Source organism: Streptomyces phaeoluteigriseus (assembly GCF_001896135.2).
Lineage (GTDB): Bacteria > Actinomycetota > Actinomycetes > Streptomycetales > Streptomycetaceae > Streptomyces > Streptomyces phaeoluteigriseus.
Genome location: NZ_MPOH02000049.1, coordinates 1 through 26,546, shown reverse-complemented (window position 1 = coordinate 26,546; position 26,546 = coordinate 1). Strand labels below are relative to the sequence as shown.

At 71.1% G+C, this 26,546-nt stretch carries 12 protein-coding genes and 3 pseudogenes; 13 read left to right on the top strand and 2 right to left on the bottom strand.

Annotated elements, in window-relative coordinates; all coding sequences use genetic code 11:
* Positions 1-15: 15 nt before the first annotated feature.
* The 4 genes and pseudogenes from BM536_RS41535 to BM536_RS37915 all read left to right on the top strand — a co-directional run.
* A pseudogene (locus BM536_RS41535) lies at positions 16-3,195 on the top strand (amino acid adenylation domain-containing protein); the annotation flags it as partial.
* A gap of 241 nt (positions 3,196-3,436) precedes the next feature.
* Positions 3,437-4,969 carry an alpha/beta fold hydrolase gene (locus BM536_RS41530; RefSeq protein WP_245874006.1) on the top strand — a complete coding sequence of 511 codons (1,533 nt, stop codon included), beginning with the start codon at positions 3,437-3,439 and terminating at the stop codon, positions 4,967-4,969.
* Between the two features lie 78 nt (positions 4,970-5,047).
* Positions 5,048-5,767, top strand: coding sequence for a thioesterase II family protein (locus BM536_RS37920; protein ID WP_073491943.1), 720 nt, complete (start codon positions 5,048-5,050; stop codon positions 5,765-5,767).
* A 227-nt stretch (positions 5,768-5,994) separates the two neighbouring features.
* The gene (locus tag BM536_RS37915; RefSeq protein WP_158086590.1) at positions 5,995-7,227 is read left to right on the top strand and encodes a cytochrome P450 family protein; all 1,233 of its coding nucleotides are present in this window, start codon (positions 5,995-5,997) and stop codon (positions 7,225-7,227) included.
* Between the two features lie 162 nt (positions 7,228-7,389).
* Here the strand turns inward: BM536_RS37915 and BM536_RS37910 are convergent, their stop codons facing one another.
* Positions 7,390-8,751 carry an aminotransferase-like domain-containing protein gene (locus BM536_RS37910; protein ID WP_073491944.1) on the bottom strand — a complete coding sequence of 454 codons (1,362 nt, stop codon included), beginning with the start codon at positions 8,749-8,751 and terminating at the stop codon, positions 7,390-7,392.
* Positions 8,752-9,484: 733 nt separating this feature from the next.
* Between BM536_RS37910 and BM536_RS37905 the strand changes: the two genes are divergently transcribed.
* Positions 9,485-10,411: a phytanoyl-CoA dioxygenase family protein gene (locus tag BM536_RS37905; protein WP_073491945.1), complete on the top strand. Its 927-nt coding sequence runs from the start codon at positions 9,485-9,487 to the stop codon at positions 10,409-10,411.
* A 338-nt stretch (positions 10,412-10,749) separates the two neighbouring features.
* On the opposite strand, the gene BM536_RS37900 is transcribed toward BM536_RS37905, so the two are convergent.
* Positions 10,750-11,610, bottom strand: coding sequence for a putative nonproteinogenic amino acid hydroxylase (locus tag BM536_RS37900; RefSeq protein ID WP_079274923.1), 861 nt, complete (start codon positions 11,608-11,610; stop codon positions 10,750-10,752).
* Between the two features lie 508 nt (positions 11,611-12,118).
* Here BM536_RS37900 and BM536_RS37895 point away from each other — a divergent pair.
* The 8 genes and pseudogenes from BM536_RS37895 to BM536_RS37870 all read left to right on the top strand — a co-directional run.
* A complete protein-coding gene (locus BM536_RS37895; protein ID WP_245874005.1) occupies positions 12,119-12,457 on the top strand; it encodes a phosphopantetheine-binding protein in 339 nt (112 codons plus the stop codon).
* Positions 12,454-13,704 (top strand): cytochrome P450, encoded by a 1,251-nt coding sequence (locus BM536_RS37890; protein ID WP_073491948.1) that lies wholly within the window; start codon positions 12,454-12,456, stop codon positions 13,702-13,704. Before BM536_RS37895 ends, BM536_RS37890 begins: the two co-directional genes overlap by 4 nt.
* Positions 13,701-14,438 (top strand): thioesterase II family protein, encoded by a 738-nt coding sequence (locus BM536_RS37885; RefSeq protein WP_073491949.1) that lies wholly within the window; start codon positions 13,701-13,703, stop codon positions 14,436-14,438. The genes BM536_RS37890 and BM536_RS37885 overlap by 4 nt, the downstream gene beginning before the upstream one ends.
* A 52-nt stretch (positions 14,439-14,490) precedes the next feature.
* Positions 14,491-16,152: pseudogene (locus BM536_RS43655) on the top strand (beta-ketoacyl synthase N-terminal-like domain-containing protein); the annotation flags it as partial.
* Between the two features lie 67 nt (positions 16,153-16,219).
* Positions 16,220-17,599 carry an acyltransferase domain-containing protein gene (locus BM536_RS43650; protein ID WP_245874004.1) on the top strand — a complete coding sequence of 460 codons (1,380 nt, stop codon included), beginning with the start codon at positions 16,220-16,222 and terminating at the stop codon, positions 17,597-17,599.
* Positions 17,600-17,639: 40 nt separating this feature from the next.
* Positions 17,640-21,399: pseudogene (locus tag BM536_RS45155) on the top strand (type I polyketide synthase); the annotation flags it as partial.
* 195 nt (positions 21,400-21,594) lie between these two features.
* Positions 21,595-23,283 (top strand): type I polyketide synthase, encoded by a 1,689-nt coding sequence (locus tag BM536_RS45150; RefSeq protein WP_425444727.1) that lies wholly within the window; start codon positions 21,595-21,597, stop codon positions 23,281-23,283.
* Positions 23,284-23,292: 9 nt separating this feature from the next.
* Positions 23,293-26,546: type I polyketide synthase (locus BM536_RS37870; protein ID WP_143651121.1), on the top strand; the 3,254-nt coding region annotated here is incomplete at its 3' end.

Genomic DNA, 26,546 nt, shown 5'->3' with positions numbered 1-26,546 from the left:
TTCGCGCAACGCCGTATGTGGCTCACGCACCAGATGGAGGGAGGCGCGGAGACCTACAACATCTCCCCGGCGTTCCGGCTGACCGGGCCACTGGACCGGGCCGCCCTCGTCGCGGCGATCCGCGACGTGGTCGACCGGCACGAGACGCTGCGCACCACGTACGTGACGGACGACGACGACGAGCCGCACCAGCGGATCCTGTCGGCGGCGGAGGCGCTGGTGCAGGTACCGGTGGTCGAGGTGGCCCCCGAAGACCTGTCCGACGCGGTCGACAAGGTCATCGCGCACCGGTTCGACCTCGCGGCCGAGATCCCGTTGCGGGCGACCCTGTTCCGCTGCTCACCCGAGGAACACGTCCTGGTCCTGGTCATCCACCACATCGCCTCGGACGGCGTCTCGGGTGGGCCCCTGGCCCGGGACCTGTCGTCCGCCTACACCGCCCGCCGGGACGGTCGGGCGCCGGGGTGGGAGCCGTTGCCCGTGCAGTACAAGGACTACGCGCTGTGGCAGCGCGAGCTGCTCGGCGACGTGGACGACCCGGGCAGTCTGGCCGCGGCGCAGGTCGAGTACTGGCACGCCGAGCTGGCCGGGGTGCCGCAGCCGCTGAACCTGCCGCTGGACCGCCCACGGCCCGCGGAACGGAGTTCGCAGGGCGACGCGGTCGATGTCGTGGTGGCGCCGGAGGTGGCGGCCGGGCTCCAGAAGCTGGCCGACGAGCGCGGGATGACCATGTCGATGGTCCTGCAGGCCGCGCTGGGCGTACTGCTCGGCAAGCTGGGCGGTGGGGAGGACGTGACGATCGGCGGTCCGATCGCCGGGCGGACCGACGAGGCGCTCGCCGATCTGGTCGGGTTCTTCGTCAACACCCAGGTGCTGCGGGTGGATCTGTCCGGCGACCCGTCGTTCACCGACCTGCTCGCGCAGGTGCGGGAGAAGGCACTGGCCGCCTACGAGCACCAGGACGTGCCGTTCGAGACGCTGGTCGAGCGGATCAATCCCGACCGCTCCGCGGCCTACCAGCCGCTGTTCCAGGTGATGTTCGCCTGGCAGAACTTCGCGAAGCAGGACTTCGAACTCGCCGGACTCAAGGTGGAGTTCCAGCAGTACCTGACGCAGACCGCCCTGTCCGACCTGTTCTTCAGCATCACCATGGACGAGTCGGGGGCGCTGCGCGGTGACCTCCAGTACTCGACCCAGCTGTTCGACCGGGACACGGCCGAGTCGATCGCCGCACGGTTCACGCGGGTGCTGGAGCAACTGGTCGCCGACCCGCGGTCACCGGTCCGCGGGATCGAGGTGCTGTCGGCACAGGAGCGGGACTGGCTCGTGCGGCGGGTCAACGACACGGCGCATCCGGTGCCCGCGGGCACCCTGCCGGCCGCGTTCGAGGCCCAGGTGCGGCGCGACCCGGACCGCGTCGCGGTGATCGGCGAGGACGAGACGCTGACGTACGCGGAGTTCAACCGGCGCGCCAACCGGCTGGCGCACTGGCTGGTCGAGCGGGGCGCGGGCCCCGAACAACTGGTCGCGGTACGCATCCCGCGTTCCGTCGACCTGCTGGTGGCGGTCCACGCGGTGGTCAAGGCGGGGGCGGCCTACGTGCCGATCGACACCGACCTGCCCGAGGACCGGGTGCGGCACGTGCTGGAGAGCGCGAAGCCACTGCTGGTGCTCGACGGGACAGCGCCGGACGTGTCCGGGTACCCGGACACGGACCCGGAACGAGCGCTGTCGCCGGACCACGTCGCCTACGTCATCTACACCTCCGGTTCCACCGGCGGTCCCAAGGGTGTGCCGGTGTCGCACCGGTCGATCATGAACCGGGTGAAGTGGGGGCTGTCGCACTTCGACGTCACGGTCGAGGACCGGATGCTGGTGAGCACGTCGGCGAGCTTCGACGCGTCGGTGCCGGAGATGTTCGCCAACCTGCAGATGGGTGCTTCCGTCGTCGTCGCACGAGCCGACGGGCATCGCGATCCGGCCTACCTGGCCGAGCTGATCCAGCGGGAGCACGTGACCGGCGCGTTCTTCGTGCCCTCCCTGCTGGCGGCGTTCGTCGCCGAACCCCTCGCCAAGCACTGCACCAGCCTGCGCTGGATCGAGGTCGCGGCCGAGGCGTTCCCGGCCGCCCTGGCCAACCGGTTCGTCGACCTGCTGCCCGGCTGCGGCGCGCACAACCTCTACGGCCCCACCGAGGCGACCGTCGAGGTCACGGGATGGCAGCACGTACCGGGTGCCGACCGGGTGCCGATCGGCGCGCCGATCTGGAACAACCAGGTGTACGTCCTCGACGCGGCGCTGCGCCCGGTCGCGCCCGGGGTCGCCGGTGAGCTGTACCTGGCCGGCGCCTGTCTGGCACGGGGCTACCTCGGGCAGACCGGCCTGACCGCGGAACGGTTCGTGGCCTGCCCCTACGGCGCGCCGGGGACCCGGATGTACCGCACCGGGGACCTGGTGCGGTGGAACAAGGACGGGCAGGTCGAGTACATCGGCCGGACCGACTTCCAGGTCAAGGTCCGCGGGTTCCGTATCGAGCTGGGTGAGATCGAGCATGTGCTGACCGGGCATCCCGGTGTGGCCCAGGCGGCGGTCGTGGTGCGCGAGGACCAGAAGGGCGATCAGCGCCTGGTCGCCTACGTGGTGCCGGATCCGGACGCCGCGGTGGCCGACGCCGGCGCCCAGGTGGACGAGTGGCGCCACGTCTACGACGAAAGCTACGCCGATTCCGGCGAGGAGGCGTGGGGCGAGGACTTCCAGCTGTGGAAGTCGGTGTACGACGGTGAACCGATCCCGCTCGAACAGATGCGGGAGTGGCGGGACGCGGCGGTGGCACAGGTGCTGCGGTTCGCGCCGCGGCGGGTGCTGGAGGTCGGTGTGGGTTCCGGCCTGCTCCTCGCCAGGATCGTCGGTGAGGTCGAGGAGTACTGGGGCACGGACATCTCGGCCACGGTGGTGGAGCGGGTCGGGACCCAGGCCGAGAAGGCCGGTCACGGTGATCGGGTCCGGCTGAGCGCCCAGGCGGCCGACGACGTCTCCGGGCTGCCCCGCGCCGGGTTCGACACGGTGGTGCTCAACTCGGTGGCACAGTACTTCCCGAGCGCGGAGTACCTGGACCGGGTGCTGTGCGAGCTGATGGAACTCCTCGCGCCGGGCGGCCGGCTGATCGTCGGCGACGTCCGCAACGCCGCGACACTGCGGCTGCTGACGACCGCGGAGAAGCGTACGGCGCAGCCCCACGCCTCGCACGACGAGGTGCGGGCGTTGGTGGAGCAGGCGCTGCTGGCCGAGCGCGAGCTGGTGGTCGCCCCCGGAGTGGTTCGCCGAGTGGGCGGCGGACCGCCCCGTCGGGGTCGACATCCGGCTGAAGCCGGGCCAGGCGCACAACGAGCTGACCCGGCACCGCTACGAGGTCGTCCTGCACAAGGAGCCGGCCGACGTGCTCGACCTGACCGGGGTGCCCGCGGTGCCGTGGGGCCGGGAGGTGTCCGACCTGGCCGGGCTGAGCGGCCGTGTGGACCGGGCGGGCGGCCCGGTACGCGTGACCGGGATACCCAACGCGCGGCTGGTGGAGGAGGCCGCCGCGGCGATCTCGGCCGGTGTCCTGAGTGCCGAGGCCCCCTCCGGCAGGCCGGTCGACCCGGAGGACCTCGCCGCGTGGGCTCGGCGACAGGGTCACGAAGCGGTCGTCACCTGGTCGGGCGAGGCCGTCCACAGCTTCGACGCGGTGCTGCTGCCCGAGCGGCGGACCGTCTGCGGAGGGTTCGTTCCCGGCGGTGCGGCCGGGCGGATCCGGGCGAACGCCCCCGCTCTCGCCAAGTCGATCGGTCCGCTGCTGGCCGAGCTGCCCGAGTACCTGCGTGGCCGACTTCCGGACTACATGGTCCCGGCCGCCGTGGTGCCGCTCTCGGAGATTCCGTTGAACCCGGCCGGCAAACTCGACCGGCGGGCGCTGCCGTCGGAGCACACGACGACCGTCAGCAGCGGAGAGCCGCGCAACTCCCACGAGGAGAAGCTGTGTGCCCTCTTCAGCGAGTTGCTCGGCCTGGAGCGGGTCGGTATCGAGGACGACTTCTTCGTGCTCGGCGGGCACTCGCTGCTGGCCACCCGGCTCAGCGCACGTATCCGCAAGCAGTTCGGGATCGACATGCCCCTCAGGACGATCATCCAGTACCCGACGGTGGCCGAGCTGGCCGCGCTCGTGCTGATCGGCGGCATCCCCGACGACCACGCCGGCTCGTTCGAGGTCGTGCTGCCGCTGAACCGGGATCCCGGTACGGGCAAGCCGCCGGTGTGGTTCTTCCACGGCGGGGGCGGCCTCGGCTGGGCGTACTTCACGTTCGTGCCGTACGTGCAGGACCGGCCGGCCTACGCCCTGCAGTCCCGTGGCTCCAACGCCAGGGACCCGCTGGCCGGGTCGGTGGCGGAGATGGTCGACGACTACCTCGCCCGGATCCTCGAGATCCAGCCGGAGGGGCCCTTCAACCTGGTCGGCTGGTCCTACGGCGGCCCGCTCGCGCACGCCGTCGCGGTGGAGCTGGACCGGCGCGGGCACCGGGTCGACCTGGTGGCCGTCCTGGATGCCCAGCCGGCGACCGACCGTCCGGAGAGCGGGTTCAAGCAGGTGTCCGGCAGGACGCCGGCGCTGTACCGGGCGGATGTCGAGGAGGTCTTCGGTCAGTTCATGAACACCGGCAACATGGACAGCTTCCTGGACACCATGTCGAAGGTGGGGGCCAACAACCTCAACAAGATGGGCGACTTCGAATCGCCGGTCTACCGCGGCGACCTGCTGTATTTCAACGCGAAGCTGGACAAGACCGAGGGCGTGTCGTCCTGGGGCCCCGACTGGCGGCCGCACGTCCTCGGTGCCATCGAGGAGCACGACGTGGACGCCTCGCACCACGACCTGCACATGCCCAAGCCGGCAGGCCAGATCATGCGGGTCATCGCCCGCCGGCTCGCGCGGTGACTGTCGCCGGACCCGGCGTGTCCGGAGCGGACACCGTGACATCGACGAGGGGAGTTGGTCGGGGTGAGGGAACCCGGTGTGTCCGCGGAGGACCGGCAGCGGACCGCGCTGGTGTGCGTGCCGTTCGCCGGAGCTGGACCTTCGTTCTTCCACCCCTGGCGGGCCCTGGCCGCCGGCCGGTGGCGGGTGGTCCCGGTCGAGCTGCCCGGCAGGGAGAAGCGGCTTCTGGAGACGCCGTACCGCAATGCCGTCGAAGCGGCCGAGAACTCGGTCGACGACATCGTCGCCGACCTCGGCGAAGGGACACGGGCCGTGCTGTTCGGGCACAGCCTCGGCGCTGTGCTGGCGTACGAGCTGACGCATCTGCTGAGCGCGCGCGGCGTGCACGTCGAGCGGCTGGTCGTCAGTGGCTCGCCGGGGCCGTGGACACAGCGCGAGAGGCGCGCGACGGGGCTCCCCGACGAGGAGTTCCTCGCCCGGGTCGAGGAGTTCGCCGGGTTCCGCCACGAGGCTCTCGACCACCCGGAGATGCGCGAACTCATCCTCCCCGTTCTGCAGGCCGACTGCGAGATGCACGAGAACTACGTGCCGAGTACCGACGAGCCGGTGCCGGTGCCGATCTGCTCGATCAGGGGCAGCTCCGACGGCCTGGCCACCGCGGAACAGGCGCAGGAGTGGCGCAAGGCCACCACGGGTGAGTTCAGTTATGCGGAGTTCCCCGGCGACCACATGTACCTGGTCGATCACGCCCGGGAGGTGCTGGACGTGATCGAGGCGGAATGCGCCCGCGGACGCTAGGGCCTGTCGTTCGGATCGGGCTGCAGGAAATCTACGGTGCTGTTCAGCGCGGTGTGCGTGCCAGGCCCCGCGTCTGCGGCGTGATCCAACGACAGGCCCTGGGCGCGGGAGCACCGTGTGGGCGTCGCACCGGAGAGCCTGCGAGCCGCCACGAACCCGCGTCACACCTCATGGCATCCGACCGAGCTTTTCGATCGTCCGACAAGGACGTTAAGGAGACGGCGATTATGACTGAGCCGATCGTCAGCCTGATGAACCCCGAATTCGCGGACGACCCCATCGCCTCCTACGCGCGCCTGCGGGAGCGGTCTCCGCTCGTCCGCGTCGGGTTTCCCGGTGGGCCCCCGGTCTGGCTGATCACCCGGAACGAAGACATCAAGGCCGCGTTGAGCGACCCGCGGCTCGTGGTGGACTACAGCAACGTGCCGGGCCACCAAGGGTTCAGCGTGGTGGACCAGATGGTCGCGTCCCTCGACCTGCCGGACGAGTTCCGGGACTACGTCGCGGCCAACATGATGCTCAAGGACGGCCAGGACCACGCCCGGCAACGCCGTCTCGTGACGCCGGCGTTCACCGTCCGGCGCATCAAGGCGCTGCGGCCCCGCATCGAGGAGATCTCGGCCCGGCTCCTCGACGCCCTGGCCCAGAAGGGGTCGGGCGACCTCATCGAGGACTACTCCTCACCGTTGACCGGAACCGTCATCTGCGAACTCATCGGCATCGACGAGGCCGATCAGCCGCAGGTGCGGAAGTGGATGAACGACTACGCGGACGCCGACGCCGACCTCGCCACGAGCGCCCAGGGCATGGTCGACTACGTCAAGAAGCTCATCGTGCGACGCCGGGCCGAGCCCGCGGACGACATGATCTCCGCCCTGGTGCAGACGAGCGACGAGGACGGGGACCGGCTCAGCGAGGCCGAGATCATCTCGATGGTGCTCCTGGTGGTGAACAACGGGCACCACTCCACGTCCCACTTCATTCCGAACGCGGTTCTCGCCCTCTTCGACAATCCGGACCAGCTGGCCCTGCTGCGCGCCAGGCCGGATGCCCTGCCGCACGCCATCGACGAGTTGATGCGGGTCGCGAACCCCGTCCCGGCAGCCGGGCCGCGGTACGCGACCGAGGACATGGAGTTCGCCGGGGTCTCGATCCGCAAGGGCGATGCCCTGACGGGCTCTCTGTTGTCCGCCAATCACGACCCGCGCGTCTTCCCCGAACCCGAACGGTGCGACGTGGAGCGTGTGCTCAAGCGCGGGGAGAGCCACCTCGCCTTCGGCGCGGGCCCGCACTACTGCACCGGTGCGGCGCTCGCGAACCTCGAAGGCGAGATAGCGCTCGACCACCTGTTGCTCCAGCGCGACAGCCTGGAGATCACCGTCGGCCGCGACGAGTTGAGGTACACCGAAGCCACGCCCGGCGGCGCGCGGCTGCTCGACGCCCTTCCGGTGCGCCTGTGAGGACCTGACCGGCGACACACGAGGACTGCCCCCGAACGCGCCGCGTCCGGGGGGCCGTCCTCGTGCGAGTTCGTGGCATGCCCGGTACCGACCCACGGCCGTGCGACGTACGGCCCCCATGGGCTCGCGGCCGGCGTCGGCCACGGGGGCGGAACCCGCGTCCTATCGCGGGGAGTCGGGCGCCCCGGGCATCAGCCGCTTGCCGCGCTGGTCCTGGACGAGTTTCCCGAGCCGCTCGACGCCCAGGGTGATCTGCTCGGGAGTGAGCACGCTGAACGAGAGCCGGGCCTGGTGGAACCCGGAAGTGCCCGCGTAGAAGTGGTACATGGGGGTCCACAGGACGCCGAACTTGGAGGCCGAGTACTCGAGCATGTCGTCGTCCGCCGGGAACGGCAGAGTGATGACGACGAACATCCCGCCCGTCGGCGCGTTCCACGAGACGCCGTGCGGCATGCCCGGCATCGGTGCGAAGACCGAGTTCAGGCTGTCCAGGGTGGCCGCCAGATTCCGGCGGTAGACCTCGGCCTCGCGCGCGGTGGCGCGTGTGAGACTGCACCCGTTCTCGATGAGATACCCGCCGATGACCGCCTGCGCGACGGTCGAGGTGTTGAGGGTCACCATGCTCTTCAGCTTGGCGAGGTGGTCGGCGAGGAGCACGGGAGCCGCGGAGGAGGCTCCGTCCGACGTCACGGGCTGGTCCGCGATGACGTAACCCACGCGGGCACCGGCGAAGGCGGACTTCGCGAACGATCCGAGGTGGATCACCTGACGATGCTCGTCCAGGGCCTTGAGCATGGGCAGCCGGGAGTCGCCGGCGCAGAAGACCGAGTAGGGGTTGTCCTCGATGACGAGAACCTGCTCCCGTCTCGCCAGCTCCAGCAGTGCGATCCGGTCCGCCAACGCCATGGTGGCGCCGCTCGGGTTGGCGAAGTCAGGGACGACGTAGCAGGCGCGTGGCCGCAGTCCCTCCCGCCGTGCCGCCGCTATCTGCCGCTCCAGGTCCTCCAGATCGATGCCGCCCTCGTCCTCCCGGACGGACCGCAGGGGGGCGCCGGCCACCCGTGCCGCGCCGATGAATCCGACGTAGTTGGGCGTCGCGGCCAGGATGACGTCGCGCTCGTCCCGGACGAGCGCACGCAGCAGGAGCACCATGGCCTCCTGGCAGCCGGTGGTCACCACGATGCTCTCCGGGTCGACCGTCAGGCCTTCGTCGACCTCGAGTTGGCGGGCTATGAGTTCGTGGATGAAGCCCTTTGTGCGGCCGTACTGGAAAAACGTGCGCCGCACCTGCTCCATGGGAAGACCTATTTCGTCTTCGAGATAACCTCTGAACGTCGTGAGGTGGCGTGACAGGTCATCGACGTCGTAGAAGCCTTCGAACGGGCGGCCCGCAGAAAAGGATATTGCTTCCGGATACCTTCCCGCCAGCTCGTTGAGCAGCGTCATGGAGGTGAGCGCGGGATCGTCGACCGACTCGTGCAGATCGGTGAGGCTCAGTCGGATCGGCGCTGGTTGTACGGCCATAGTCACGTCATCCTCATCCGCCGGACAACGCAGCCCGGAGCTGGTGTCGGCCATGTGGGGCGGTGCTCCGTGCGGGCTGTCGTGGCGCCGCGGCCCGCGCAGAGGCAGATAGGAGTCAGGCGGCATCGGCGGCCGCGTCGAACAGCGCCCGGTACCGGCACTCGAAGGCTGCCTCGCAGGCGGCCCTCATAATAGACCTCCGGTCGAAGTTCCGTAGAGTGTCGTGTAGTCGAGCGCGACCGAAGTCCGGCGCGTTCCGGGGCCTGCCGAATATGTCCCGTCGGCGGGACAGCGCGACGCCGAGAACCCGGGCGCCCCACTCATCTCACGCCGCCTGGGAACGCGCGTTGAACAGGCCGTTGGGACGTTGACACTCTTTCGTGCGGCGGACAGAGTGTTGAACTGCTGGGGAAACCGCGAAGAGGCCCGGGGCGTGCTGCTGCGACCGGCCGGCGTGACCCGGCCCGCGGACCGCTGTCGGGCGCAAGCGTTGATCCGTCCACGCGGACGAGCCACTGGCAGCGAATTCCACCGGGAAAAGAACCGGGGCGCCGGCCGTCTGCGCGGCCGGCAGCGGCTGTGCATCAGGGCGATGCCGCGTCGACATCCTCGTTGGACCAATTCTTCGTGTCCGGGGCTGAACTCCAGGAGCTGGCAGACGGTACGCCGCGGCGGCTCCACGAACTCGTTCCGCACGGCAAGCAGTACCTGACACCTGAGAAGGAGCTGGCGCATGAACACATTCGGCGATGGCGTTCTGGAGAGGGCCGCGGCGGAATACGCCGAGCAGGGCTTCTCCATCATCCGCAACGTCGTGCCACCGGATCTCCTGGAGGAAGCGCGCGCCCATGTCGACTGGCTCACCCGTAAATACCCGGATCTGCGTCCCGAGCACTTCCACCACCCCCTGATCCGCAACGACGCCTTCTGGGCACGTCTGGTCTCGGACCGCCGCCTGGTGGACATCGCGGAGTTCTTCCTCGGCCCGGATGTGGCCTGCTTCACCGCGCACTACATCTGCAAGCCGCCGTACAACGGACAGCCCGTGTTGTGGCACCAGGACGGCGCGTACTGGTCGCTGAGTCCGATGGAGGCGCTGACGGTGTGGCTGGCCGTCGACGAGAGCACCACGGAGAACGGCTGCCTGCGGATGATCCCCGGAAGCCACGAACTGCCCCTGCACAAACCGTCGCTCCGTACGGAGGAGGACAACATGCTGTTCTCCGCCTCCGACGAGAACCTGGTCCGGGAGTGGGCGGACAAGCGGGGAATCGTCGAGATCGAACTCCAGCCGGGCGACGTCTCGATCCACCATCCCCATCTGCTGCACTGCTCGGAGGCGAACACCTCCGCCAAGCGGCGGTGCGGTCTCGACATCGGCTACATCTCGACGACCACGCGGATCCACAGCGAAGGGATCTACCTCGACCCCCTGCTCGTACGCGGAGCCGACACCAACGACCTCAACAGCTACCGGCCGTTCCCCGATTACCAGGAGGGCGAGACGATCCCCTTCGCCGGCCAGGAGGAGTGGGGCGCCAAGGTGGCCGCGCTCAACGAGGGGCTCTCGCCGAGTTCCCGGGACCTTCCCGAGGAGAGCCCGATCGAGACGACTCGGCACATGATCGACCGCTTGCGCGAAGGCACCGTCAAGAGCTGACCGCAGCCGCGCCGCCGATGGCGCACCGCTCACCAGCGGTGGCCGTCGGCCGGCCGACGGTGTGGCGGTTCGTTCGGGCGGGCGACCCGGAGGAGTTCCGGGGGAGACGAATCTCCGCTCTCCACTCCCCGTTTGCCGCTCCCGGCTCCCGGCTCCCGGCTCCCGGCTCCCGGCTCCCCGCTCGCCGGCCGCGTGGCGACGCGGGAGGCCGGGCCGACTCGCCGCCCGTGGGCCGCTGTCCGCCGGAACCTCACGGCCGCCGGCGTCACGACGCCCTCGCGGGGCGGGGAGGTCACCTCCCGACCGGCTCGTGAGCACGGTGGCCCGGCCGTGGCCCGTCACCAGTCGAAGGACTCCCCGTCGCGCCGCTTCTCGATGCAGTACGCGCGGAAGGCCTGGGCCTTCGCGACCATCCCGGCGTCCCCGGTACGCCGCGCGGCCTCTTCGAACCAGTCGAACGCCGCCGCGGCATGCGCGCGCCGCTCGAAGTGGAGTGAGGCGAAGCGACGGAACCGGGACCGCATGGTGGCCGGCGTCAGGTCCCGGCCGGAGGCCAGGAGTTCTTCGAGTTCCGCCTCGGTGATCTCGGGCCGTTCCATGATGCGGACCGGCTCCGTCGCGGGAATGTCGTCGCGGATCGCGATGGGCTCCTCGGCGTCCGAGAAGTCGAGACAGAGGGAGAGCCGCGGAGTCTCGGCGGTGCTGAGTGCGGAATGGGGGTCCGTCGCGTGGATCTTCCACACCTCACCGCGGCGGAGGTGATAGACGATGTCGTTCTCGGAATGGAGCGATTCCTCACTGGTGCGCAACGGAATCTGCAACCTGGTGCCGGCCTCGGCGAATTCGAGGAAGTCCACGTGCGGGGAGATGATTCCGTCACGGAGACTGAAGACACGCACCCACTGCAACCGGTCCAGAGGGAAATGCTCGGTCACGAGGGACATGATGCCCGGCAGCTGCTTTCCCAGTTCAGTGAGGGTCAGACGGCCGTCATGGGGACGGAACGCGGTGTCGGAATCGGCGCCGCTGCCGTTGGCCAGCACATGGGACGACCAGGACCCGAAGGTGAAGGTGTCATATTCGCCTCCGTACTCGTGGCGGTCCACGATGGACAACTCGGAATCCAGGTCGTACGAGTCGATGGGCAGCACCGCAAGCCGTCGCGACTTAAGCAAGGAAAATCCCCTCCAGTGCATCATTGTCGGACACACCCGGAAGCTTCCGGGTGTTGATCCCGGTCGTCACCATAACTCTTCGGAGATGCGATGGAAATGACGTGACCGTGCACGGAATTCGCCGTGGACGACGAAGGCGGCGAGCGTCGGCGCGGTGTCGTCCCGCTTCTTCCGGCCGGTCCGGTCCCGTGGCCCTCGGGCCGCTCGACACAGGTGTGCGCACGCGTCCGCCGGCGCGTCCCCGGCGGTCGGAGCCGGGTCGGCGCACCGCCTGGCGGTGTCGGTGGACGCCTCCGAGCGGGGCCTCGTCACTGTCCTGTCGGCGGGACAATCGGTGCCCGGCGGGCGACCGCACCGTCATCTCTTGCACGGGCTTTCCCCGGCCATTTACCTTGGCGTCGCGATGACTCCTGGGGTGCGCATATCCGCAGTCGAGCTTCAGCGTCGTCTCGTATCCGAGAAAAAGACGAGACAGTCGTTCCGGTCATTCTCGAAATGGCTTGTCCCGCGGCGGGACAACGGAAAGGACCCAGTGGCCGTCAGGAAGGAAAGGCTGGCAATGGAATCGTCGCCGCAGGTCCACCAGCGAGGCGGACAGGACGAGGCGTCAGACCGGCAGGCCGCGCCTTCGAGCGCGCCCGCGGCACTCGTGCGGGGGATATCGGCGCTGTGGGCGGAACACCTTCACGGTTGCGACGTCGGGCCGGACGACGACTTCTTCGCGCTCGGCGGCAATTCGCTGATCGGCATCAAGATCATTGACCGGGTGTCCCAGGACTACGGTGTCCGGCTTTCCGTGCGCGCCTTCTACCTGGCGCAGACCCCGGCCCGGGTCGCCGAACTGATCGAGCAGGGGAGGACGGGGACGTGAGGTTGACGCCGGGTGCCGCACACGACATCGACCTCGACCGTGTCGACCTGTTCGACCTGGATCTCTACACCTCGGGCGATCCGCACCCGATCTGGGACGTGATGCGGGCGAAGGCGCCTCTGCACCACCAGGTACTGCCGGACGGCCGCGAGTTCTGGTCGGTGACCCGCTACGACGACGTCTGCCGCGTCCTCGGCGACCACCGTGAGTTCACCTCCGAGCGCGGCACCGTGGTCACCCACCTCGGGGTGGACGACGTCGCGGCCGGCAAGCTGCTGACATCCACGGACCCGCCGCGGCACACCCAGGTCCGCAGGGCGATCGGCGCCAGGCTCACCGCGCGGGCGGTGGCCTCCTGGGAGGACCGCATCCGGCAGGCGGTCGTGCGCTTCCTCGAACCGGCGCTCGACGGTGACACCTTCGACCTGGCCGAGCACGCACTGCTCCTCCCGGCGATCGTCACGGGCCCGCTGCTGGGCATCCCGGAGCGGGACTGGGACGAACTCGTGCAACTGACCGCGATGGTGACGGCGCCCTCGGACCCGCACTTCCAGCACGGCAGCGAAGCCGCGACGCTGGCCATCGCCCACCACGAGCTGGTCACCTACGTCACCGAGTGGGTGAAACGGCGGCGGTCGGCCGGAGACGAGGACGGAAGCCTGCTCGACCACCTCATGAGCGTCCGGGTGGACGACGCGCCGCTGACCGACGAGGAGATCGCCCTCGACGGCTACAGCATCCTGCTGGGCGCCAACGTGACGACGCCGCACACCGTCTCGGGCACGGTGCAGGCGCTCATCGAGCGGCCGGAGCAGTTCGAGAAGGCGCAGGCCGACCCCTCGCTCGTCCCGAACCTGGTCGAGGAGGGACTGCGCTGGACATCGGCCGCCTGTAACTTCATGCGGTACGCGGTGGACGACGTCCGGATCGCCGGGGGCACCATCCCGGCCCGTGGGGCGGTCGTCGCCTGGATCGGGTCGGCCAACCGGGACGAGTCCCGGTTCCCCGACCCCCACCAGTTCGACATCACGCGCAGCGGCGCCAAGCGTCAGGTCGCGTTCGGGTTCGGATCGCACTTCTGTGTCGGGGCCCCGCTGGCCCGGATGACCCTGCGCATCTTCTTCGAGGAGCTGACCCGGCGGTTCGGGTCGATCGACCTCGCCGGCGAACCGCAGCACCTGCGGTCGTACTTCATCGCCGGGCTGACCCACCTCCCCATCGTCGCCCAGAAACGAAAGACGCCATGACATCCGGCTCCACCACCGCCACGTCGCCGTGGTTCGTCCGGCCGCCGTCCACCGGTCACCCCGCCCGGATCTTCTGCTTCCCCTTCTCCGGGTCCGGGGCCTCGGCCTTCAGCGCCTGGCCGGCCGCGATCGACGGCGTCGAAGTCTGCCCGGTGCAGTTCCCCGGACGTGAGAACCGGATGGCCGAACCCCACTACGGCACCTACGAGGACCTCGCCGCCGGCCTGGTCCCGCCGCTGATGCCGCTGCTCGACCGGCCGTTCGCGTTCTTCGGGCACTGCGCGGGTGCGCTGCCCGCGTTCGAGACGGTGGTGCTGCTCGCCGAACGGGGGCTGCCCCAGCCGGACTGCCTCCTGGTGTCGGGCCAGCCGGCACCGCACCACGCCTCGGGCGACCCGATGCTCACCATGAGCGAGTCCGAACTGCGCGCCGGGCTGGAGTCCTTCCTCCGCGGCCGGGGGATCGAGCCGCGGTCGGACATGATCGACATGGGCATGGCCCTGCTGCTCCGTGATCACGCCGCCGCGGGCAGATACCGGCGGGCGGAGCCGGTCGTGGTGTCGTGCCCCATCGTCGTCCTGCACTGGCGGGAGGACCCCGACGTGAGCCTCGACCAGCTCGAGGGATGGCGCCAGTACTCGGACGCGGTCGACATCCGAGTCGTCGACGGCGGCCGCTACGACTTCATGCACGCGCCGGACGGGCTGCGGAAGTCGCTGACCTCTTGGCGGTGACGGCGGTGCAGCCCCCGAGTGCGGTACGCCGAGGGAACCGAAAGGGATTCGTATGAGTGCCGCAGCCACCGACATCGCCGTCATCGGGATGTCGTGCCGCTTCCCCGGTGTGCACGACGTGGGGGAGTTCTGGCGCCTGCTGCTCGACGGGAAGTCGACCGTCGGGAAGTTTCCCGGGCAGCGGGCGGCCGACTCGAGCCACCCGTCCCACCCGGACGCCGCCACCCTGAACTCGGGTTCGTTCTTCGACTCCATCGACGCCTTCGACGCCGCGTTCTTCGGCACGGGTCCGGCGGAGGCGGCCGCCATGGACCCCGTGCAGCGGCTGGGGCTGGAGCTGGCCTGGGAGGCCGTGGAGGACGCCCGGATACCGGCGACCGCCCTCGCGGGCCGTGAGGTCGACGTCGTGGTCGGCGCCGCGCCCTCCGGGTACGAACTGCTGCGCAAGCTGTCCGGCAGCGACCGGGACGACCACTACGCCGCGCTCGGATCGAGCGGTGCGTTGATCGCGAACCGGATCTCGAGCCTGTTCGACGTCCGCGGCATGAGTCTCTGCGCGGACTCGGGCCAGTCCTCCTCGCTCGTGTCGTTGGCGCTGACGTGCGACCGCATCCGCAGCGGCGCCGTCGACATGGCGATCGCGGGCGGCGTGGAACTGATCGTCGACCCGGAACAAGGACTCGGCCTGGCCAATCTGGGCGCCCTGTCGCCCGACGGCCGCTGCTTCACCTTCGACGAACGGGCCAACGGGTTCGTCCGGGGAGAGGGCGGTGCGTTCGTCCTGCTGAAGCGGCTCGACCTCGCCGTCGCCGACGGCGACCACATCTACGCGGTGGTGCGCGGCTGGGGAGTCGGCAGTGGTGGCGCGACCAGCCGGATGCCGGATCCCAGCCCCACCGCACAGGCGGCGACGGTGCTGTCCGCTCTCGAACGCGCGGCTGTTCCGTTCGACGGCGTCGACTACGTCGAGGCCCACGGCACCGGCACCCGACTCGGCGATCCGGCCGAACTGTCCGGCCTGCGCGAGGTGTTCCGGGAAACCGGCCGGAGCCGCCCGCTGGTGATCGGCTCGGTGAAGACGAATGTCGGGCACCTGGAACCGGCCGCGGGAGTCGTCGGCTTCGTGAAGGCCGCGCTCTGCCTGGATCGCGGCCACCTGGTTCCGAGCCTGAACTTCCGGTCGCCGAACCCGGCCGTCCCCGACTTCCACGAGGACTTCGAGGTCCTGCGCGCCGCGCGGCCCTGGCCTAGCACGCCCGGCCGGCCGCGCCGGGCAGGGGTGTCGGCGTTCGGCATGGGCGGCACCAACGCGCACGTGATCCTCGAACAGGCACCGCGGGAGCGGCAGCAACCTCCCGCCGACGGCGGCGACCCGACCTCCGCGGGTGGGTCCGCGCTACTGCCTGCGGTGCTGTCGGCACGGTCGGAGCCGGCCCTGCGGGAGCAGGCGGCACGGTTGCGGGATGTCGTGGCCGCGGACGCGTCGCTGTCGGCGGCCGATGTGGGGTACTCGCTGATGTCGACGCGGTCGTTGTTCGAGCACCGGGCGGTGGTGCTGAGCGGTGGCCGTGCGGAGTTGCTGGCCGGTCTCGACCTGGTGGCGGCGGGCGGTGACGCGGAGCGGGCGGTTCGCGGGGTGGCCGCGGGGCCGGTGGGCCCGGTCGTCTTCGTGTTCCCCGGCCAGGGGTCGCAGTGGCTGGGCATGGGCAGGCAGCTGTACGCGGAGTCGGAGGTCTTTCGCGCGCGCGATCGACGCGTGTGCGAAGGCGTTGGAGCCGTGGGTGGACTGGTCACCGGTGGACGTGGTGACCGGTGCGGAGTCGGCCGCGTCGCTGGACCGGGTGGATGTGGTGCAGCCGGTGCTGTTCGCGGTGATGGTGTCCCTGGCGCGGGTGTGGCGGTCGCTGGGCGTAGTCCCCGACGCCGTGGTGGGGCATTCGCAGGGCGAGATCGCCGCGGCGTACGTGTCCGGTGCGCTCTCGCTCGAGGACGCGGCGAGGGTCGTCGCCGTGCGCAGCCGGGCCCTGACCGATCTGGCCGGCTCGGGCGGGATGAGTGCGGTGTCCGCGTCTCCCGCATGGGTTCGGGACCGGTTGCGGCAGTGGTCCGGGCGGCTCTCCATGGCCGCGGTCAACGGGCCCTCGTCCGTGGTGGTCTCGGGGGACGACGAGGCGCTGGACCGGTTCGCCGCGACGGCGGTCGAGGACGGTGTCCGGGTGAGACGGGTCAAGGTGGACTACGCGTCGCACTCCCACCACGTCGAACGCATCCGTGCTCGTCTGCTCGCGGCCACCTCGGGCCTCACGCCGAGGAGGTCGGCGGTGGAGTTCCACTCCACGGTGACCGGGGGACCGCTCGACACACACGTGCTCGACGGCTCGTACTGGTACGACAATCTGAGTTCGACGGTGCGTTTCGGCGAGGTCGTCGAGCACCTGATGCGTGCCCGCGGTGGTGTGTTCGTGGAAGTCAGTCCGCATCCGGTGCTCGGGGTGGCGATGGCGGAGACCGCCGACGCGCTGGCGGCCTCGCCGGTGGTGGTGGGCACCCTGCACAAGGACGACGGAAGCATGAGCAGGGTCCTGGAGTCGTCGGCCGAGCTGCACGTGCGCGGTGTACCGGTGGACTGGGAGGCGCTGTTCGCCGCCGGACGGCCGCGCCGGATCGACCTGCCCACCTATCCGTTCCAACGGCGGCGCTACTGGCTCACGGCACCCGACGACGCCGGCACGGACTTCCCTGCGGATACGGCCGAACAGGGCCCGCACCGGCCCGCCGTCGCCGACGGCGGGGCAGCGGACCTGGACTCGGAATCCTCGGTCCTGCGGCTCGTGTGCGCCGAGACGGCGGCGGTGCTGAGCAGGAAGAGCCCGGGTCTGACGGGCCCTGACCTCGCGGCACGGTCGGCCGACACCTTCAAGGACCTCGGGTTCGACTCCTCGATGGCTGTGCGGCTGCGCAACCGGCTCACCGCGGCCGCCGGTGTGCGGCTTTCGGCCACCGTCGCGTTCACGTACCCCACGCCGCAGAAGCTCGGCCGCCACCTCTTCTCCCTCGTGGGGCCGCAGGAGCACGCCGCCCCGGAGCCGGTGGCGGAAACGGCCGCGGAAAGTCGCAGTGATGACGAATTGTACGAGTTGATCGAGCGCGGCTACATGTAGCACCACCTGTTCGTCCAAGCAACAGTTCGGGGAGGCCCTGGTGGAGGACGTCGACAAGCTCCGGTCCTATTTGCAGCGCGCCGTCGGCGACGCGCAGAGCCTGCGCCGGCGGGTGCACGAACTGGAGGAGTCGGCTCGCGAGCCCGTCGCGGTCGTGGGTATGGGGTGTCGCTTCCCGGGTGGGGCGTCGTCCCCCGAAGGACTGTGGAGCGTGGTGTCCGGCGGTGTGGACGCGATGGGCGGCTTCCCCCTGGACCGCGGGTGGGACGTGGAGGCCCTGTACGACCCTGATCCCGAGGCGCACGGGAAGACGTACACACGCTCGGGCGGCTTCCTGCATGATCTCGCGGAGTTCGACGCGCCGTTCTTCGGCATCAGCCCGCGAGAGGCGCTGGCGATGGATCCGCAGCAGCGGCTGATGCTGGAGACGTCGTGGGAGGCGCTGGAACGGGCCGGCATCGACCCGGTCGGGTTACGGGGTTCGGCGACCGGGGTGTTCACCGGGATCTACGCGGTCGACTACGGCCCCCGGATGGGCGGCGGGGCGGCCGGCGAGGTGGAGGGCTTCGGGATCGCGGGGACGTACACCAGCGTGGCCTCGGGCCGGGTGGCGTACGTGCTGGGTCTGGAAGGGCCCGCGGTGTCGGTGGACACCGCGTGCTCGTCGTCGCTGGTCGCCGTCCACCAGGCCGTACGGTCCCTGCGGTCCGGCGAGTGCGCGCTGGCGCTGGCCGGCGGGGTGTCGGTGCTGCCGACTCCGGGACTGTTCGTCGAGGTGGCCCGGCAGCGGGGGCTGTCGGCGGACGGGCGGTGCAAGTCGTTCGCGGAGGCGGCCGACGGGACCGGCTGGGGCGAGGGCGCGGGCGTACTGGTCCTTGAGCGGTTGACGGACGCGCGGCGCAACGGGCGCCGGATCCTGGCCGTGATCCGGGGCTCGGCGGTCAACCAGGACGGGGCGTCCAACGGGCTGACCGCGCCGAGCGAACTGGCGCAGCAGCGGGTCGTCCGAGCAGCCGTGGCCGATGCCGGGCTCTCGCTCGGCGACGTGGACGCGGTGGAGGCGCACGGGACCGGCACGAAGCTGGGCGACCCCATCGAGGCGGAGGCACTGCTGGCGACGTACGGGCAGCACCGGGATCCCGGCAGCCCGCTGTGGTTGGGCTCGCTGAAGTCGAACATCGGCCACACGCAGGCGGCGGCGGGCGTCGGCGGGATCATCAAGATGATCATGGCGATGCGGCACGGAGTGCTGCCCAGGACCCTGCACGTGGACCGTCCCACCCCGCACGTCGACTGGTCGGCCGGTGCGGTGGAACTGCTGACCGAGGCCAGGGAGTGGCCCGGTGCACCGGGGCGGCCCCGGCGCGCGGGCGTGTCGTCCTTCGGGGTCAGCGGCACGAACGCGCACCTCGTCCTGGAGCAGGCGCCCGAGGCGGAGGACGCCCTGGCCCGTGCGGCCGTCGACCCGGCGGCCGGACGGCTGTCCACCGGTGTCCCCGGGGCGGTGCCGTGGGTGCTGTCTGCGCGGTCCGCCCAGGCGTTGCGGGAGCAGGCGCGGCGGCTGCGCGACAGTGTGGCCGCGGACGCGGACCTGCCCGTCGCGGGGGTGGGGCATGCCCTGGTGTCGACGCGATCGCTGTTCGAACACCGCCACGTGGTCATCGGCGCCGACCGGGATGAGCTGCTCGCCGGCCTGACCGCCGTCGCCGAGGGGAGCAGGCCTCCCGCCGGTGTGGTCTCCGGCGTCGCGGGGCCGGTGGGCAGGACGGTGTTCGTGTTCTCGGGCCAGGGGGGTCAATGGGTCGGCATGGGACGCGAGTTGTGGGACTCGTGCCCGGTGTTCGCCGATCAGGTGCGCGCGTGCGCGCAGGCGCTGGAGCCATGGGTGTCCTGGTCGTTGATCGACACGGTGCGCGGGGGGCCGGAGGCGGCGGACCTGGATCGGATCGACGTCGTCCAGCCCGTGCTGTTCGCGGTGATGGTGTCGCTGGCGCGGGTGTGGGGTTCGCTGGGGGTGACCCCGGACGCCGTGATCGGTCACTCCCAGGGTGAGATCGCCGCGGCCTGCGTCGGGGGCGCCCTGACGCTGCCGGACGCGGCGAGGATCGTCGCCCTGCGCTCCCGGCTGCTGGCCACGGCCGGCCAGGACGGCGGCATGGCCGGGATCGTGGCGACCGAAGGCCGGGTGCGGGACCTGCTGGAGCGGACGGGATCCCGGGCCGTGATCGCCGCGGTCAACGGACCGTACTCGACGACGGTCTCGGGTGAGGCCTCGGCGGTCAGGGAGCTGGTCGCGGCGTGTGAGGCCGAGGGCGTTCGCGCGCGGTGGATCCCGGCGAGCGTCCCCGGGCACTCCCCCCTGATGGACCGGTTCGAGGACGCTCCGGGACGAACTGGGCGGGATCACCCCCGTCTCCTCGCCGGTGGCCTTCTACTCGACGGTGACCGGCGGGCTGATCGACACCGCGGAGCTGGACGCGGCCTACTGGTTCCGCAACATGCGGGAACCGGTCCGGTTCGAAGCCGCCATGCGGAGTCTCCTCGACCGGCAGCACGGCGCGTTCATCGAGGTCAGCCCGCACCCCCTGCTCACGGTCAACATCCAGGAGATGCTCGACACCACCCCCGGTGCCGCCAGGGTGGTGGTGGGTTCGCTCCGCCGCGGTGACGGCGGGCCGGCACGGTTGTACCGGTCGGCTGCCGAGGCCTTCGTGGCGGGCGTCGCGGTGAGGTGGGAGGCGGCCCTGCCGGGCGGGGACGGCCGGTGGGTCGAGTTGCCCACGTACGCCTTCCAGCGGCAGCGCTACTGGCTCGACACCCCCGAGGAGACCACCGCCGGGAGCACCGCCCGAAGCACGTCGGACCACCCGCTGCTCGATGCCGTGATCGATGTGCCCGGCGACGGAGAGCGCGGTGGAGTCGTGGGCAGCGGGCGCCTGTCGGCGCGGCGCCACCCGTGGCTCACCGACCAGGTGGTCCACGGCGCCGTGGTGGTGCCGGCCACGGTGTTGGTGGAGATGGCGGTGTGGGCGGCGAGCAGGGTCGGGTGTGACGTCGTCGAGGAACTCACGCTGGAGACACCGCTGGTGCTGTCCCGAACGGCTGACCGCGAGATCCGTGTCGTGATCGACGGCAGGCGTGCGGTCAGCGTGCACTCACGGGGCGAGGGCGAACTCGGGTGGACGCGGAACGCCGTCGGGGCCGTCGGGTCCGACGCCGGAGGAATCCGTCGGCCGGACGACCTGGTCGTATGGCCCCCCGCGGGTGCGGTCGGCGTGCCCTTCGAGGACGAGTACGCCAGATTGGCCGCCCTCGGGTTCGGCCACGGGCCCCGGTTCCGCGGCCTGAAGGGCGTGTGGCGCCTCGACGACGTCCTGTTCGCGGAGGTGGAACCGCCGGTGCCCGAGGGCGCGGACCCCGGCCGGTTCCGGATCCACCCGGCCCTGCTCCACGCGGCCTTGCTCCCGATCGGTCTGGGACCGCTCGTCGACAACACCCGACCCGAAGGCTGGCTGCCGTTCCGCTGGACGGGGATCCGCGTGCGCGACGCCGAGCCGACCGCGCTGCGCGTGCGTCTCGCGCCCGCCGGGGAGAACGCCCTCTCCGTGACCGTCGCGGATCAGAACGGTGCACCTGTGGGCGGCGTCGAGTCGCTCACCCTGCGGCCCGTGGACATCGAGAAGCTGACCGAGTTGGGCTTCGACCACCGGGACTCGCTGTTCCGCGTGGACTGGGTGCCCCTGTCGGTCCCCTCCGGGCAGGCCACAGGCCGGTACGCCCTGCTGGGAGCAGCGGACGCGGTCACCGCACCCGACGCGGCCACCGCGTCCCAAGCGGTCACCGCAGCTCCGGGACGGAGCGCGGAGGTCTTCGCCGACCTCCAGGCACTCGCCGCCTCGGATGCGGGGATACCCCCTGTCGTCATCGCCCGCGTCGACCGCGCGGGCGCGGACGCCGAAGACCCACCGGCCGTCGCCGAGCGGAACCTCCACCGTGTGCTGCGGTGGACGCGGGACTGGCTCTCCGACGACCGGTTCTCCGACTCACGCCTGGTCTTCGTGACGCGGGAGGCGATCCATGACGACCAGGTTCCCCGCACCGACCCCGCGGCGGCCGCGATCTGGGGATTCCTGCGCACCGCGCAGACCGAGAACCCGGGCCGGTTCACGCTCGTGGACACGGACGACCGGCCCGGCTCCTGGGCCCTCGTCCCGACGGCGGCCGACACCGGAGAACCCCAGCTCAAGATCCGCGCCGGCATCGTGACCACCCCACGACTGGCACGCGCCCACGGCCCGTCCGCCGGCGCGTCCCCCGGGCGCACCGAGGGCGTTCCCGCGCTGGGCTCCGGGACGGTGCTGATCACGGGAGGTACGAGCGGCTTGGGGGCGATGCTGGCCCGCCACCTCGTGGAGCGGCACGGGGTACGCCGACTGGTGCTGGCCGGCAGACGAGGGCCGGCGGCTCCGGCGGCGCCGGGGCTGCGGAAGGAACTGACCGCGGCGGGAGCACGGGTCGACATCGTGGCCTGCGACGTCACGAGCCGTGAGTCCGTCGCCGAGCTGATCGCCGCGGTGCCCGACGAGCACCCGCTGACGGCGGTGATCCACTGCGCGGCCGTACTGGACGACGGGGTCGTCGAGGCGTTGACCGAGGACCGCGTGGACTCGGTCCTGGCACCGAAGGCGCGCGGTGCCTGGTACCTGCACGAGCTGACCCGGCACCTGGACCTGGCCGCGTTCGTCCTGTTCTCCTCGATCGCGAGTCTGCTCGGGACGGCGGGGCAGGCCAACTACGCGGCGGCCAACGCGTTCCTCAACGGCCTCGCGGAGGCCCGCCGCGCCCAGGGGCTGGCGGCCGGCTCGCTGTGCTGGGGCTACTGGGCGGAACGCGGTGAGATGGGCGCCGGCCTCGGCGCGGCGGACATCGTGCGTCTGCGACGGCAGGGCGTGCAGCCGATGTCGTCGCAGGAAGGGCTCGCGCTCTTCGACGCGGCGATCGCCCGGGAGGAGCCGGTGCTGGTGCCCGCACGGCTGAACCTCGCGGCACTGGGCGCACCGAGTGCCGGCCAGGCGGGTTCACCGCTGCTGCGCGGTCTGACCGGGACCCCTGCCGCACCTGGCGGCCCCGGGACGCGGGAGGTCACCGAGGCAGGATTCGCGCGGCAGGTCAGGTCGCTGCCGCGGGCCGACGCGGAGGCGGTGCTGCTCGACGCCGTCCGGGCGCAGACCGCGATCGTCCTCGGCCACCCCGACACCGGGCAGGTCGGTCCCGCTGTCGCGTTCAAGGATCTGGGCATCGATTCGCTCATGGCGCTGGAGCTGCGCAACAAGCTGGCGGAGGTCACCGGGCTGAAGCTGCCCGCCACGCTCGCGTTCGACTACCCGAACCCGAGCGCCCTCGCCGAGTTCCTGAACGCGGGTATCACGCCCGACTCCGGTACCGACGCGCAATCCCCGGCGGAGCGCCTCGCCAAGGAGATCGAAGGACTGGGCGCCCGGCTGGAGGACGCGTTCCTCGGCCTCGCGGACGACGACAGGGCCACCATCTCCACGCTCCTGGGCGACCTGCAGGGCCGAGTCCGTTCGATGACGGGCCATGAATCACCGGGCGGCATCGTCGACCGGATCAGTGCGGCATCAGCTGGAGAACTTCTCTCGCTGCTGGACGAAGAGCTCGGCTAGGGGAGAGCGATGACGAACGACAACGACGCCGATGTTCTCGACTACCTCAAGCGGACGTCGATCGAGCTGGTCGAGACACGCCGACGGCTGCGGGAGCTGACGGAGGCCGCCGCCGAGCCCGTCGCGGTGGTGGGTGTCGCCTGCCGCTTCCCGGGCGGGGTGGCGTCCCCGGAGGCCCTGTGGGAGCTGGTGCAGGCGGGCGGGGACGCGGTGTCGGACTTCCCGGACGACCGCAACTGGGACCTGGAGGCGCTGTACGACCCGGACCCGGATCGGCCGGGTACCTGTTACACGCGATCCGGTGGGTTCCTGCGCGACGCGGGCGACTTCGACGCCGAGTTCTTCCAGATCAACCCGCGTGAGGCGCTGGCCGCCGACCCGCAGCAGCGGCTGCTGCTCGAGACCTCGTGGGAGTCCCTGGAGCGAGCCGCGATCGACCCGCGGAGCCTGCGCGGCAGCGACACCGGCGTCTTCGCCGGTCTGGCCTACTTCGGATACGGGAACCACCACGTCACCCCCGAGGCCATCTCGGGCTACGGGCAGACCGGTTCCCTGCTGAGCGTGGCATCCGGTCGCGTGGCGTACGCGCTGGGCCTGGAGGGCCCGGCGGTGTCGACCGACACCGCGTGCTCGTCGTCGTTGGTGGCGGTGCACCAGGCGGTGCAGTCGCTGCGGCAGGGCGAGTGCGGGCTTGCCCTGGCGGGGGGCGTCACCGTCATGGCGACGACGCAGGTGTTCCGGGAGATGTCGCGGCAGCGGGGCCTGGCGGCGGACGGCCGGTGCAAGGCGTTCGCCGACGCGGCGGACGGCGCGGGCTTCTCGGAGGGCGTCGGCGTCCTGGTCCTGGAGCGGCTGTCGGACGCCCGGCGCAACGGGCGCCGGATCTGGGCGGTGATCCGGGGCTCGGCGGTCAACCAGGACGGGGCGTCCAACGGGCTGACCGCGCCGAACGGACCGGCTCAGCAGCGGGTGATCCGGGCGGCGTTGGCCAACTCCCGCCTGCGGGCGAGCGATGTGGACGTGGTGGAGGCCCATGGGACCGGTACGAAACTGGGCGATCCGATCGAGGCGCAGGCGGTGCTCGCCACCTACGGGCAGGAGCGGGATCCCGACCGGCCCCTGTGGATCGGGTCGTTGAAGTCGAACATCGGCCATGCGCAGGCGGCTGCGGGCGTCGGCGGCATCATCAAGATGATCATGGCGATGCGTCACAGGACGATGCCCAAGACGTTGCACGTGGACCGCCCGTCCAGGCATGTGGACTGGTCGGCAGGGGCGGTGGAGCTGCTCACCGGGGCCGTGCAGTGGCCGAGCACCCCGGGACGACCCCGGCGGGCGGGGGTGTCCGCCTTCGGGGCCAGCGGCACCAACGCACACCTCATCCTGGAGGAGGCGCCCCCGGAAGAGGCGGTGTCCGACGCCGCGGAGCACGTGCCGGGCGCGGCCCTCGCTCCGGTGCCGTGGGTGGTGTCGGCGCGGTCGGCGGGGGCGCTGCGTGCGCAGGCGGCGAAACTGCGTGAGTTCGCCGCCGCCGATGCGGATCTGGATGTCGTCGACGTCGGCTGGTCGTTGGTGTCGGGCCGGGCCCGGTTCGAGCACCGTGCGGTGGTGCTGGGCCGGGGCCGGGACGAGTTGCTGAGCGGTCTGGCGGCGCTCGGCGACGGCGCGGAGTCCGCCGGGGTGGTGCGCGGTGTCGCCGGGGACCTCGGCGGTGTCGTGTTCATGTTCCCGGGCCAGGGGTCGCGGTGGGCCGGTGTGGCGCGGCAGCTGTACGACGCCTTCCCGGTCTTCGCGCGGAGCCTCGACGAGATCTGCGAACGCTTCGACGCGCTCCTCCCGTTCGCCCTGAAGCCCGTGCTGCTCTCCGGGGAGACCGGGGAACGCCGGGCCGACCGAACGGACATCGCGCAGCCGGCGCTGTTCGTTCTGCAGGTCGGCCTGTACCGGCTCATGGCGCGGTACTGCAGGCAACCGGACCACCTGATCGGTCACTCGGTCGGCGAGATCGCCGCCGCCCACGTGTCCGGCGCCCTCGACCTGGACAGCGCGACAAGGCTCGTGGCCGCTCGCGGACGCGTCATGCAGACGGTCCACGAGCGGGGCGCCATGCTGGCGGTACGCGCCTCGGAGGACGAGGTGAGCGCTCTGCTCGGCCGCTACGACCGTGTCGGCGTCGCCGCGGTCAACGGCCCGGAGTCGGTCGTCGTGTCGGGCATCCGCGACCAGGTCCACGAACTCCGGGAACGCCTCGTCGCCGACGGCAGGTCGGCGAAGCTGCTGGAGGTCGACCACGCGTTCCACTCCCCGCTCATGGACCCGATCCTGGACGAGTTCGCGGCATCGGTCGGAACGCTCTCCGCGGGTGAGATGTCGATCCCGGTCGTCTCGTCCCTGCTGGGCCGCGCGGCCACGCTCCAGGAGTTGACGTCCGTCGCGCACTGGGTGGACCACGTCCGGGAGCCCGTGCGCTTCTTCGACGCGGTGGAGTGCGCTCGCGCGGCCGGGGCGGACGTCTTCCTCGACGTGGGGCCGGGTTCGACGCTCGCGAGCATCACCAAGGAGGCCTTCGCCGGCGAGGGTGTGGAGGACGCGGTGGTCCTGTCGTCGTCGCGGCGGGACCGCGGGGCGGTGGAGGCGCTCGTCGGCTGCCTGGCCCAACTCCACGTCCGGGGCGGTGAGGTGGACTGGGATGCCCTGTTCGGGACGCGCCGACGGGTGGACCTTCCGACGTACGCGTTCCAACGGCAGCGGTACTGGCTGGACTTCCTGGCCGGGACGGCCGGGGCGGACGTGGCCTCCGCCGGCCTCTCGGCTCCGGGACATCCGTTGCTGGGGGCTGTGGTGGACCACCCCGGCACCGACGAGGTGGTGTTCACCGACCGGTGGTCCCTGCGGACCCACGACTGGCTGGCCGACCACTGCGTGTTCGGCACGGTCGTCGTACCGGCGACGGCCTACCTGGACCTGGCGCTGTCGGTGGGCGACTTCGTCGGGTGTGCCGCGATCGAGGAACTGTCCCTGGAAGTGCCCCTGGTCCTGCCACGCTCGGGCGACGTGCAGGTGCGGATCGTGGTCGGTGCGGCGCACGAGACGGGACACCGCACCCTGGACGTGTACTCGCGCCCCGGCGAGGACGGCCGGACGGTGGGCGGCTGGACCCGGCACGCGACGGGGAGCCTCTCACCGAGCACGCCGAGCACGCCGAGCACGCCGAGCACGCCGAGCACGCCGAGCACACCGAGCACACCGAGCACGCCGAGCAC

Coding starts and splice junctions, on each gene's coding strand:
- BM536_RS37915 (WP_158086590.1), top strand. CDS start 5,995: ATGACTGAGCCGATCGTCAGCCTGATGAACCCCGAATTCGCGGACGAC.
- BM536_RS37910 (WP_073491944.1), bottom strand. CDS start 8,751: ATGGCCGTACAACCAGCGCCGATCCGACTGAGCCTCACCGATCTGCAC.
- BM536_RS37905 (WP_073491945.1), top strand. CDS start 9,485: ATGAACACATTCGGCGATGGCGTTCTGGAGAGGGCCGCGGCGGAATAC.
- BM536_RS37900 (WP_079274923.1), bottom strand. CDS start 11,610: ATGATGCACTGGAGGGGATTTTCCTTGCTTAAGTCGCGACGGCTTGCG.
- BM536_RS37885 (WP_073491949.1), top strand. CDS start 13,701: ATGACATCCGGCTCCACCACCGCCACGTCGCCGTGGTTCGTCCGGCCG.